This is a genomic window from Thermoactinomyces sp. CICC 10521 (assembly GCF_016055135.1).
Taxonomy (GTDB): domain Bacteria; phylum Bacillota; class Bacilli; order Thermoactinomycetales; family Thermoactinomycetaceae; genus Thermoactinomyces_A; species Thermoactinomyces_A daqus.
In genome coordinates, this window is record NZ_JAECVZ010000010.1 from 22,214 (window position 1) to 34,314 (window position 12,101).

At 50.0% G+C, this 12,101-nt stretch carries 14 protein-coding genes; 1 reads left to right on the plus strand and 13 read right to left on the minus strand.

What is annotated here, in order from left to right:
* Window positions 1–82: 82 nt before the first annotated feature.
* The 10 genes from dnaB to I8U17_RS08915 form a co-directional block, all read right to left on the minus strand.
* The gene (gene dnaB, locus I8U17_RS08870) at window positions 83–1,432 is read right to left on the minus strand and encodes a replicative DNA helicase (protein WP_033100468.1); all 1,350 of its coding nucleotides are present in this window, start codon (window positions 1,430–1,432) and stop codon (window positions 83–85) included.
* Between the two features lie 58 nt (window positions 1,433–1,490).
* Window positions 1,491–1,937, minus strand: coding sequence for a 50S ribosomal protein L9 (rplI, locus tag I8U17_RS08875; protein WP_033100469.1), 447 nt, complete (start codon window positions 1,935–1,937; stop codon window positions 1,491–1,493).
* The gene (locus I8U17_RS08880; protein ID WP_198055581.1) at window positions 1,934–3,904 is read right to left on the minus strand and encodes a DHH family phosphoesterase; all 1,971 of its coding nucleotides are present in this window, start codon (window positions 3,902–3,904) and stop codon (window positions 1,934–1,936) included. The genes rplI and I8U17_RS08880 overlap by 4 nt, the downstream gene beginning before the upstream one ends.
* A 132-nt stretch (window positions 3,905–4,036) precedes the next feature.
* Complete coding sequence (locus tag I8U17_RS08885; RefSeq protein WP_152568512.1) at window positions 4,037–4,891, minus strand: DUF2232 domain-containing protein; 855 nt, start codon at window positions 4,889–4,891, stop codon at window positions 4,037–4,039.
* A 50-nt stretch (window positions 4,892–4,941) separates the two neighbouring features.
* On the minus strand, window positions 4,942–5,253 hold the full coding sequence (locus I8U17_RS08890; protein WP_033100472.1) for a MazG-like family protein: 312 nt from the start codon (window positions 5,251–5,253) through the stop codon (window positions 4,942–4,944).
* A 114-nt stretch (window positions 5,254–5,367) separates the two neighbouring features.
* Window positions 5,368–5,595, minus strand: coding sequence for a 30S ribosomal protein S18 (rpsR, locus tag I8U17_RS08895; RefSeq protein ID WP_033100473.1), 228 nt, complete (start codon window positions 5,593–5,595; stop codon window positions 5,368–5,370).
* Window positions 5,596–5,635: 40 nt separating this feature from the next.
* Window positions 5,636–6,100, minus strand: coding sequence for a single-stranded DNA-binding protein (ssb, locus tag I8U17_RS08900; RefSeq protein ID WP_033100474.1), 465 nt, complete (start codon window positions 6,098–6,100; stop codon window positions 5,636–5,638).
* Between the two features lie 54 nt (window positions 6,101–6,154).
* Window positions 6,155–6,448: a 30S ribosomal protein S6 gene (gene rpsF, locus I8U17_RS08905; RefSeq protein WP_033100475.1), complete on the minus strand. Its 294-nt coding sequence runs from the start codon at window positions 6,446–6,448 to the stop codon at window positions 6,155–6,157.
* Between the two features lie 180 nt (window positions 6,449–6,628).
* Window positions 6,629–7,729 (minus strand): redox-regulated ATPase YchF, encoded by a 1,101-nt coding sequence (ychF, locus tag I8U17_RS08910; RefSeq protein WP_033100476.1) that lies wholly within the window; start codon window positions 7,727–7,729, stop codon window positions 6,629–6,631.
* Between the two features lie 146 nt (window positions 7,730–7,875).
* Window positions 7,876–8,091 carry a DUF951 domain-containing protein gene (locus I8U17_RS08915; protein WP_033100477.1) on the minus strand — a complete coding sequence of 72 codons (216 nt, stop codon included), beginning with the start codon at window positions 8,089–8,091 and terminating at the stop codon, window positions 7,876–7,878.
* Between the two features lie 291 nt (window positions 8,092–8,382).
* On the opposite strand from I8U17_RS08915, the gene yyaC reads away from it, so the two are divergent.
* Window positions 8,383–8,973: a spore protease YyaC gene (yyaC, locus tag I8U17_RS08920; protein ID WP_033100478.1), complete on the plus strand. Its 591-nt coding sequence runs from the start codon at window positions 8,383–8,385 to the stop codon at window positions 8,971–8,973.
* A 131-nt stretch (window positions 8,974–9,104) separates the two neighbouring features.
* On the opposite strand, the gene I8U17_RS08925 is transcribed toward yyaC, so the two are convergent.
* From I8U17_RS08925 to I8U17_RS08935, 3 genes are all read right to left on the minus strand, one after another.
* The gene (locus tag I8U17_RS08925) at window positions 9,105–10,250 is read right to left on the minus strand and encodes an aminotransferase class V-fold PLP-dependent enzyme (RefSeq protein WP_033100479.1); all 1,146 of its coding nucleotides are present in this window, start codon (window positions 10,248–10,250) and stop codon (window positions 9,105–9,107) included.
* A gap of 136 nt (window positions 10,251–10,386) precedes the next feature.
* Window positions 10,387–11,256 carry a ParB/RepB/Spo0J family partition protein gene (locus tag I8U17_RS08930; protein ID WP_033100480.1) on the minus strand — a complete coding sequence of 290 codons (870 nt, stop codon included), beginning with the start codon at window positions 11,254–11,256 and terminating at the stop codon, window positions 10,387–10,389.
* A complete protein-coding gene (locus tag I8U17_RS08935) occupies window positions 11,249–12,013 on the minus strand; it encodes a ParA family protein (protein WP_033100481.1) in 765 nt (254 codons plus the stop codon). Before I8U17_RS08935 ends, I8U17_RS08930 begins: the two co-directional genes overlap by 8 nt.
* Window positions 12,014–12,101 lie beyond the last annotated feature (88 nt).

Sequence of the window (12,101 nt, forward strand, 5' to 3'; positions counted from 1 at the left end):
TTCACTCAACGAACTCATTTTAACAATTAAATACACATAAGTCAACGAAATACACGAACATTATATTGACTTTCCAGCTTAATTATTCGACAAATTCCTTTTGCCGCAACTCAAGACTCAAAAATTTGTTGTAGTTCTTCAGAAAGAGCAGTTCCACTTTTCCTACCGGGCCGTTCCGCTGTTTCCCGATAATGAGTTCGGCAATATTTTTTTTCTCCGATTCCTCATTATAATAATCATCCCGGTATAAAAAGGCCACGACGTCAGCATCTTGTTCAATCGAACCCGATTCCCTGAGATCGGACAGCATCGGCCGCTTATCCTGTCTCTGTTCCACCGCACGGGACAACTGCGACAAGGCGATGACCGGCACATCAAATTCACGGGCGATCAGTTTCAGCGAGCGGGAGATCTCGGAGATTTCCTGCTGGCGGCTCTCCCCTCCCCGGCCCGTGATCAGCTGCAAGTAGTCGATCACGACCAGTCCCAGCCCGTGTTCGGCCTGCAGCCGGCGAAGCTTGGCCCGGATATCGTAAACGGTAAGACCGGGAGTGTCATCGATAAAGATCGGGGCTTCACTGAGCGTACTCATCGCCATTGTCAGCTTTTCCCAATCTTCTTCACTCAGATTCCCCGAGCGAAATCCTTGGGCATCAATGTTTCCCTCCGCTGCCAGCATCCGCATCACCAATTGGGAAGCGGACATCTCCAGACTGAAAAGAGCCACTGTTTTTCCCGCACGCACCCCGACATTCTGCGCCAGGTTCAGAGCAAATGCGGTTTTCCCCATGCTGGGCCGGGCCGCCAGTATGATTAGCTCCGAGCCCTTCAATCCGGAAGTCATGCGATCCAAATCGACAAAACCGGTGGGGGTTCCGCTGATTCCGCTTTTATTGAAATGCTGTGCCTCAATCTGCTCATAGGATTCCATCAAAACATCATGGATGGGGATAAAGCCGCTTCCCCGAACCCGACGTCCGGCGATCTCCAGAATCCGTTTTTCCGCCTCATTCAATATCTCGTTGACATCCCCGTTGCCGGAATATCCGGTCGCGGCGATTTGCGTTGCCGTGCGAATCAAACGCCGCAAAATCGCTTTTTCCTCAACGATTTTGGCATAATACTCCGCATTGGCCGCGGTGGGAACGACACCCGCCAGTTCGTTCAGGTAGGGCACGCCCCCCACTTCCTCCAACAGCTTGCGGTCACTCAGTTCAGCAGTCAAGGTCACCAGATCGACCGGTTCCCCTTTTTCAGCCAATTCATTCATCACTTGGAACAGACGTTGATGTGCTTGGCGATAAAAATCCTCGGGGCGCAATCGCTCATTGACCGAAATCAAAACCGACGGTTCGATGAGGATCGCACCGAGGACCGCTTGCTCCGCCTCATGATTATACGGGGGAAGACGGTCAGCAAACAGATCACTCACAGGTTATCCCTCCCATCGCCATAAAAAAGCACTCCATTCCAAGTGGAGTGCCATGAGCTTACTCTTCAACCACTTGCACCGAAAGTTCTGCCGTCACTTCAGGATGGAGTTTGACCGGCACTTTTGTCACGCCGAGGGTACGAATCGGTTCATCCAGCTGAATTTTCTTTTTGTCCACATCCAGTTGAAACTGCTTTTTGAGTGCCTGGCTGATTTGCTTGGAAGTGATGGAACCGAAAATTCGTCCGCCCTCGCCGGTTTTGGTCGTTAACTTGACTGTCAGCCCGCTCAGCTTTTCCCCCAGACGCTTCGCTTCGATCCGCTCTTCTTCTTTCCGTTTTTCCTCACGCCGTTTTTGGTCTTTCAGCGAATTGAGATTTCCTTCCGTCGCCATCACTGCCAGCTTGCGGGGAATGAGATAATTGCGGGCATAACCCTCGGCCACTTCTTTGACTTCCCCTTTTTTTCCGGTTCCTTTCACATCTTTGAGCAAAATCACTTTCATCGTTTCTGCCCCCCACTTTCAACTGTTTCTTTTAATGTGTCAACCAAACGTGCTTTCGCCTCTTCCAGCGACAGATTCTTCAATTGACAGGCGGCATTGGTCAGATGCCCTCCGCCTCCCAACGCTTCCATCACCAGCTGTACATTGATTTCCCCCTGCGAACGCGCGCTGATCGAGACCAAACCGTCTTCACGTCTCCCGATGACAAACGAGGCGCGAACCCCGCGCATATTGAGCAGGGTATCGGCTGCCTGGGCAATCAGCAATTGATCATATTCTTCTTCCTCATCTCCAACAGCAACGGCAATCCCACCGTCCAAAACTTCAGCCTTCCGGATGATCTCCGCCCGTTTCACATACTGGGATAAATCCTCTTTCAACAGGGATTGCACCATCATCAGGTCAGCCCCGTGTCTGCGCAAGAAAGAAGCCGCCTCAAAAGTGCGGGAACCGGCGCGAAAGGCAAAGTTTTTAGTATCAACGACAATGCCCGCCAACAGGGCTGTCGCCTCCAGCGTATCCATCGCCAGGCGACCATCCTGATATTGCAATAATTCCGTGACCAGTTCACTCGTGGAAGATGCATAAGGCTCAAGATAGACAAGGACGGGGTCTTTGACAAAGTCTTCTCCGCGGCGATGGTGATCGATAATCACAATGCGCTTGGCGCGCTCCACCAGCTTCGGTTCCATCACCAGCGACGGCTTGTGCGTGTCGACCAAAATCAACAGGGTATCGGGATCCTCAACCCAGGCGAGCGCTTTTTCCGGATGAATGAGATATTCACCCAGATAATCATGCTGCCTGATCGCGGTTAACAGACGCTCAATCGAAGAGCTCTCCTCGTCGAGGACAATGTAAGCTTCACAATCATTAATCTGTGCAAATTTCAAGACGCCGATCGCCGCACCCAGCGCGTCCATATCCGGTTGGGTGTGCCCCATCACGACGACGCGCTTGCTGTCCCGCAGCAAATTGCTCATCGCATGCGAAATGACGCGAGCGCGCACCCGCGTCCGTTTTTCAACGGCATTCGTCTTGCCCCCAAAGAAGACGATTTTCTCCCCTTCCTGGACAGCCGCCTGGTCTCCACCACGGGCCAGGGCAACATCAAGAGCGGCTGCGGCATTCTGCGCCCGCTCCACCATGCTTTTTCCGACGCTGGCCACACCGATGCTGAGCGTGATCGGAATCTTGTATTGCCTCGTCATCTCCCTGACGACATCCAGTATATCGAAACGCGTTTTCATCAATCGCTGTAACGACCGGTGGTGCGTGACAAAAAACATCTTGTCCGTATCAATTCGTTTGAGGGAAATATCGTATTCCAATGCCCACTTCGAGATCGCTCCAGACACGTTCGACAACAACAAGGTGCTCTCCTGATCGGACAACCCCTGGCCTGATTCGTCAAAGTTGTCCAAGTGGATCAAACCCAAAACAGTTTGTTCATCGCGCAACTGCTGTTTCAGCGATTCCAGGCTGGTGATGTCACGGAAAAAGAAGAGACGCTCTTCTTCTTCATGGATCACTTGGTAAACCTTATCCCCGAGTTGGATCAGAAACGTCTGATCATCCTCCTCTTTCGACCGTTTCAGTTCGGGGAAGATCTCTTCCAGACTCTCCCCCACCAAACGTTCCCGATTCACCATCCGAGGGACAAAAGGGTTGTGCCATTCTATCTGTCCGTCCCTGCCATAAAGGAGTACACCGATCGGCATCTGGTTCATCGCCGCCTGCCCCGCGTTTTTCACACGATTGGACAGCGTTAAGACATATTCGGAAAAGTCCTTGCGAAAAGCGCGTTCCGCCTTGTATAAAACCAGGGCCAGCACGGCGAAAAACACAAGGCCCATAATCCCGTAGATCCAGCGATAGGTGGAAAGCAGAGCAACTAAAATCAAACTGAAACACATGGCAAAAACCATGTGATATCCGTGCCATCGTTGTATAATAAATTTCGGCATATTCGATCCCCTCAAACTAATCCTGCAAAGGCAAATTACAGTCGCATCCAACTTTTATTTTACCCTAGTTCATTTTAAGAGCAACTCCCGCTCCCAAAACAATCTCTTCCATCTCAAATCCCCCACCGCTTGTCATTTGGATAATTTTTGACGCAGCAATGTCGCCGCATCAATCATGCCCAAAAACTGGATCAACAGCGAAATTGGCGTAATGATTGAGACTGGAACCAAAAGGATCAGCCATCCTCCGCTTTTTCCCTTGCGGTGCAACAGAAAATGAATAAATCCAAATCCCTGGATCAGGAACAGCTCATGCAAAATGGTCAAAACGCTGATCCCCCCGTGTAATCCAACCACGGAAGGAAAGAAGTATAAAGCAACAAGGGTTAATAAGTAAAAATAGAAAAACACCTTCGGTAACCGCCACTCATGAAAAGCAGGCAACGTTTTTCTCTGAAATCCCTGACGCGACAACCAGCTTCTGGCGGTATAAAAGGTGATGAGAGCCATAAGACCGATAAGGTTAAAAAACACAGGCGGGACCATGGTTCCATTCGATAAGGCCTCCAACGCCTGTGCCCCTGCTCCCGATTCCTGCAATATCTCTTCCATACGAAGCGATTCTGTCTGCCAAATCGCCTTTACCCAATCGAACAGATGAAATGATTCTCCCACATACAAAAATCCCCAGGAACCAACAGCCCCAGATGCAACCCCGCTCAACACCACATCAGCTCCTGTCGTTGCCGAATGGCGATAGCAATACCCCATGATGCTTCCCATAAACCATGCGAATAAGGCGAGCAGAGCGGAGATTGCGGGGAAAAAGACAAACGCCACGCCCAAGGGGATGAGCGAAATGATCAGCGCTGCCGAAGGCCTTTTCACGCTCAGCAAAAGAAACGGCAGCGGGAGAAGCCAAAAGGTGATCATGGGAATGAAGGAAATACTGAGCGAGGCGAGCAATAAGAGAAAAAGCCCTGACATAAGAAGGCCGTCCTTTATGATCCCTTTCAGATCCTGCGGCAAATTGAATGTCACCTCTTGTTTAAATAATCATCAAGAGAGGACAAATCGCCATACCACTCTTCCAACTGGTGGCCTTCCCTGGCGTGTTCACGCAGCTTCTGCGAAACCGCTTGATCAAGTTCCCGAAAAGAAAATCCCATTCTTCTCGCCAACACGTACACGGAAATAGCCAAACTGGATAAACTATCTATGATCATGTGCTGATTGGCATAATGAATCCCCTTAAAAAGGGTGGCAATCTGGTCCAAAACCTCGGTTTTCAACCAATCAATCACTTTTATGCTTTTGGCGAATTGCACTCCCCGTTCAGGCCGGCTCATATGGTTGCACTCCTCCAAAATACTGCAAGTTTAGGAGAAATTTCCACATAAAAGAGCCGATTTCCTGCTTATTATACAAAAACAGGGGCATCAATCTCACCCCTGTTTTTGCGATCAATCATTGGTGTATGGCAACAGAGCCATTTGACGAGCCCGTTTGATGGCACGGGTCAACTGGCGTTGGTATTTGGAGCTGGTTCCCGTTACACGGCGCGGCAGAATTTTACCACGCTCGCTGATAAACTTGCGCAGCAAGTCTACATCTTTGTAATCGATGTAATCGATTTTATTGACGGTAAAGTAGCAGACTTTGCGGCGTTTGTTTCCGCGGCGACGAGCCATTCTCTTTTCCCCCTTCCTGTTTGCGATTCAGACGTTCAGATTAGAAAGGCAGATCATCATCAGAGATATCAATCGGTTGTCCGTCATCAGCAAAGGGGTCATCCATCGGCTTGTTTCCTTTGTTGTAAGTGCTTCCCCCGCCAAAGGAGCTTCCACCAAAGCCCGGAGCAGAGGATTCACTGCGGTTTTTCGGCTCAAGAAAGCGAACATCATCGGCCACGACATCTGTCGTATAGACCGTACGCCCTTCCTGATTTTCGTATTTCCCGGTCTGCAGACGGCCGTCCACACCGACCAGAGAACCTTTTCTGAGGTAGTTGGCGCAGTTTTCGGCCAGTCCCCGCCAAGTGACGATATTGATAAAATCCGCTTCGCGTTCTCCGTTTTGATTCGTGTAGTTGCGGTTAACCGCAATGCTGAATCTCGCTACGGCCACACCGCTCGACGTATACCGAAGCTCCGGATCACGCGTCAGCCGTCCTACCAGGATGACCCGATTTATCATGGATAACCTCTCCCCTTTGCATGATCAACCTTCATTTATCGAATAAACAGGCGATTATTTTTCATCGATGTTAATGATCATATGACGCATGAAGTTATCATTGATGCGAACCACATGATCAAGTTCTTTCACAACATCGGCAGACGCACGGAATGTATAAACCGTGTAGATCCCTTCACGGTAGGAATCGATCTCGTAAGCGAGACGGCGTTTACCCATGTCATCCGCGTTGATGATTTCCCCGCCGTGTTGCGCGATGGTTGCTTGCACTTTTTCGCGGCACGCTTTCACGGTTTCTTCATCAACGTCAGGACGAACGATGAACATGATTTCATAGTTGTGAGTCATCTTCCACACCTCCTTCTGGACTGTACGGCCCTGCCTGTCGCAGAGCAAGGAGAACATGAATTCTCTCTACATGTACGATTATACATTTTAGCAAACAGCCCGGAATAAATCAATGTTTGAATCGGATTTGCTCTCTAAAAATCGTGCCGACGGCGGGAAGGGATTTTGATTGTCTCCCGCTTACACATTGAATCGGAACGTCATAATATCCCCGTCCCGGACCACATACTCTTTTCCCTCTAAACGCAATAACCCTTTTTCCCGTGCCGCCGCGAGGGAACCGGCATTCAGCAAGTCCTCGTAACCGATCACTTCCGCCCGGATAAACCCTCGTTCAAAGTCGGAATGAATCACTCCGGCCGCTTGCGGGGCTTTTGTGCCCTGGCGAATCGTCCAGGCCCGGACTTCTTTTTCGCCCGCGGTAAAATATGTGATCAGGCCGAGCAAACGGTAAGCGGCTGCTATCAAGCGATCCAGCCCTGAGGAGGAGAGACCCAATTCCTCAAGAAACATGGCCCGTTCTTCCCCTTCAAGTTCGGCGATTTCCGCTTCCACTTGCGCACTGATCGGCACCACTTCGGCTCCTTCCTCCGCAGCAATCCGTTTGACGATCTGAACATACGGATTGGCTTCCGGATTGGCCAGGTCTCCCTCATTGACATTGGCGGCATAGAGAACATTTTTGAGCGTAAGCAGATTTAAACTCTTGATCAGTTTCCTTTCATCCGGATCCAGGCTGACGGTACGGGCCGGTTTCCCTTCGGCCAGCGCTTGCTGCAAACGGGTTAAAATCCCGTGTTCGGCAATCGCCGCTTTATCCCCGCTCTTTTTCTGGCGGGCCACCCGATCAAGCCGCTTTTCCACTGTTTCCAAATCTGCCAGCACCAGCTCGAGGTTAATTGTTTCGATATCGCTGGCCGGATCAACCTTTCCGGCTACGTGCGTAATATTTTCATCTTCAAAACAGCGCACGACATGGATAATCGCATCCACTTCACGGATGTGGGACAGAAATTTGTTTCCCAACCCTTCTCCGCGGCTCGCTCCTTTGACCAGTCCGGCAATATCCACAAATTGAAATGATGTGGGAACAATCCGCTGCGGATTGACGATTTGCGCCAGTTTCATCAAACGTTCATCCGGCACGTCAACCACCCCGACATTGGGGTCAATCGTACAAAAAGGGTAATTGGCCGATTCGGCCCCCGCTTGGGTAATTGCATTAAATAATGTTGATTTTCCTACATTGGGCAAGCCCACGATCCCAGTTGCTAACGCCACTTTTTGCGTTCCTCCTCCATCGTGATCCAATTCCGAATCCCATAATCAAACCCTTGTTCATTATAGCGGAAACCACGATTTCCTTCCATGCATCCCGCCGCCTTCTTTTCCATTCGGCGGTGACCATGTTGATCTCCGCCGGAGGCTTACTCTCGTTCAGCTCGTTCTTGTGCGGCAGAAACCAGAATGCGCTTCAATCGCTTTTCAAAACGGGAACGGGGCAAAAGGACACTGTGCTCACATCCGGTGCATTTCATGCGGATATCTGCACCCATGCGGATGATTTTCCAGGCATTGGTTCCACACGGGTGCGGTTTTTTCATCTCGACAATATCCCCGAGTCCAAATTCCTTTTTTTGCAAATGCGATCCCTCTCTCCTTTTTGATTGCTAACATTATAGAAACTGGCCTGCGCCAATTCAACCATTTTACTCATTCAGGCAGCAGATTCATTATCCGCCCCCGCTGCCGGCATCTCCAATGATGACAACCCGTTTAAGCGGCTCGGGAATGTATTTCCACACCGCCTTTTTTGTTTCAGCAGGGTGTGAGAAAGCCTCGATTCTTTCTTCAGCCGTTTTCATGGGCAAATGTATATTTTTCCGAATACAGCCGTATACTATGAAAGAGTTTTTTGCGGAGGTCAAGAATAAATGAGAGAAATTCCGTCCATTCGGAAGCGGTCTCTGTCTCCTCTCCCATTTCGGGTTGAATATACTGATCCCGCGGCAGACCAGAGGTTCTCAACTCAGTTGGCACTAGCTCTTCACCGGTTTCTGCCCAGCCCGGAAATCGTTTGTGTCTGTATCGGGACAGACCGCTCTACCGGTGATGCCCTCGGACCTTTGGTCGGTACACTCCTCAAACAAAAAATGCCGGGTTCACTCACGGTTTACGGGACATTGGACGAGCCTGTCCATGCGCTCAACCTCGAACAAACCGTGCAAATGCTGCATCAGGAACATCGTACGGCTACTGTTCTGGCCATCGATGCCTGCCTGGGTCAATTGAAAAGCGTCGGACAGATTCAGTTAGGATTGGGGCCGGTCAAACCCGGGGCAGGAGTGCACAAAGAGTTGCCGGAAGTTGGCCAGATCCATATTACAGGAATTGTGAACGTGGCCGGATTTATGGAATATTTCGTTTTACAAAATACCCGCCTGAGCTTGGTCATGAAAATGGCCGAAATTATTTCCAACTCGATCGTCAGGGCGGTAAACCAAACCTCGCTCTCACTTGCATGAGAGCCTCTTTTTTCTTTCAGTCCGTTTCGCGAAAAAAGCCAAAAGATCTTCTCCGATCAACCGTCCGGGAGCGGATGGCCATTGGTTTGACTCCTCTCGCCTCCGGATTTCATCCTCCCGAAATAAATCAGTCACTCGTATTTAAAAGCGGCGGCGATTTCCCGAACCGCATCGATCACGGCTGTGATCTGCTCTTTTGTATTGAAATATCCGGGACTGACCCGAACAGCTCCATGCTCCGTCTTCAGACTTCGGTGTTTCAGCGCAGCGCAATGAAATCCGGCACGTACTGCTATCTGATAATGCTGGTCGAGGATCGTCGCCACCTCAATTCCATCCGCATTTTCCATAGTAAATGAAACAATCGGCAATGCGGGTGCAGCGGAAGTCAGAACCGTGACACCTTCAATCGCTTGCAATCCTTCCCACAGCTGACGGGTCAACTCCTGTTCATGCCGGTAAATCTCTCTCAATCCTGTTTTCATAATAAAATCGATTCCTGCCCCAAGCCCGGCAATCCCGGGGGTATTGGGAGTTCCGCTCTCATATCCGTAAGGACGTTCCAACGGCTGCTCCACTTCTTCCGAGCGATTTCCCGTCCCGCCCTGAAGCAGGGGTTGCAAGGGAACATCCGGTTTTACGTAAAGCCCGCCCGTTCCCTGCGGGCCAAACAAGCTTTTATGTCCGGGAAAAGCAAGCAGGTCGATCGGCATTTCATCCAAATGAAAAGAGAGTAATCCCGCCGTTTGCGCCGCATCAACCAAATAGAGAATGCCATGCTTTTTCGCCATCTCGCCCAGCTCCGCAATCGGTAAAACTTCCCCTGTCACATTGGAGCCGTGAATCGTAATCAGCATCCGTGTTTTCTTGCGAATTTGCTCCTCCAGCAAAGAGGTCCAGTCTGCGCGTTCATCCTTTCCGTCCACAACCGTAACCTCAACCTTTGCTTCTTTTTCCAGCCAATAGACGGGGCGTGCCACCGCATTATGCTCCCATGCCGTGATGATCACATGATCTCCCGGCTTTAAGATGCCCTTAATGGCCATATTCAGAGCATGGGTCGTATTCTGGCAAAAGAGCAGATGATTCGGATCCCGCACCCCAAACAGCCGGGCAAGTTTCTCCCTAGTCTCTTCAATCGTTTGCGCTGCTTTTACCGCCAGCTGGTGGCCTCCCCTCCCCGGATTGGCACCAAACTCATCGATGGCCTTTTTAACAGCATCAGAAACCCCTGGAGGTTTGGGCCATGTGGAAGCAGCATTATCAAGATAAATCAATGTCGGATTCCTCCTTTTCACGATGATGAAAAGTTTAAGATAAAATCATCTCCGGTCTGGTAAAAGACAGAAGGGTCCCTTCAAGGACCCGGTTAAACTCGTATTCATCAATGAAGCCGCTCACTGCCTGCGCCGCCTACCTTCCTCCGACCACTCTTTCTTGATTTAACAATTCAATCAGCCGTTCCAACTCCCGATCGGAATAATACTCGATCTCGATTTTCCCTTTTTTCCGCCCGTGCTTGATGCGAACCGGCGTACTGAAAACTTGCTGCAACAGATCTTCATAGTGTTTAATCTGCGGGTCCAATTTTTCTTTGCTCTTTTTCCGTTCTTTCTTGGGCATTGTCTGATTGAGCTGTTGCACCCATTCCTCCAGCTGGCGTACACTTGGCTTTTCTTTTTTCACCTTCTCCGCCAGCTTGATGAGCAAATCCGCATCTTTTACGCCCAGAAGCGCCCGGGCATGTCCCATTGACAATGTTCCACGTGAAACATCATCTTGAACTTGCGGCGGCAATTGCAGCAAACGCAAAAAATTGGCGACATGGGGACGGCTTTTTCCCACTCGTTCTGCCAATTCTTCCTGGGTAACCGACAAATGCTTCATCAATTTCTGATAGGCGTGGGCCACTTCCATCGGATTGAGATCTTCCCGTTGCAAATTCTCAACAAGCGCAATCTCCATCATCTGATCGTCTGTAAACTCACGAACGACCACCGGAACTTTCGTCAGCCCGGCCGCTTTGGCAGCGCGAAAACGGCGCTCTCCTGCGACAATTTCATAGCCGCGAATGCTTTTTCTCACAACCAATGGTTGGACTATTCCATGCTGTTTAATCGATTCGGTCAATTCCTGCAGCAGTTCATCATCAAAATGTTTGCGCGGCTGATAGGGATTCGGGCGCAAATCCGTTATTTCCGCCTCGTGAACATGATCCTCCTCTGTCGTCACATCCACTTGAAACAAAGCGCCAAGCCCTCGTCCGAGGCCTTTGTTACTCATTTTGCATCACCACTTCTTTCGCCAGTTCGTTATAGCATAAAGCACCACGCGATTTCGGATCATATGTGATGATCGGCTTCCCGTGGCTTGGTGCCTCACTGAGCCGAACGTTTCGCGGGATCACTGTCCGGTAAACCTTTTGCTGAAAGTACTTTTTCACTTCGTCCATCACCTGAACGGACAAATTGGTTCTGCTATCGAACATGGTCAGCAGAACGCCTTCCACTCCCAGGTTTTTGTTTAAGTGTTTTTGCACAATGCGAATCGTATTCAACAGCTGTCCCAATCCTTCCAGAGCATAAAACTCACACTGAATCGGAATGAGGACAGATTCGGCTGCGGTTAACGCATTTAATGTAATAATCCCCAGTGATGGAGGACAATCGATAAAAATATAATCAAAATCCTGTTTCACTGATTGCAATGCCCGTTTCAGCCGCAGTTCCCGTGAGATGGCCTGCGATAATTCAATTTCAACCCCCGCCAGTTGAATAGTCGCCGGAATCACATAGAGATTTTCGACGATCGATGGAATCAGCACTTCCTCGACCGGTGCCTCGTTCATCAAAACATCATAGACACAGCGTTCGACATCGCCCTTATTGATGCCAAGTCCACTGGTCGTATTTCCCTGCGGATCAATATCAACAATTAAAACCCGTTTTCCGAGAGAGGCGATGCCGGCAGACAAATTGATCGACGTCGTCGTTTTTCCGACGCCCCCTTTCTGATTCGCAATCGCAATCACTTTCCCCATTTTTCCACCTCTTTTCCTTTAACCAGACCCCAAACCGCTCTTGCATTCCATCTCCGAGGCGACATCGGAACTGCGGCCTCTTCCTTTT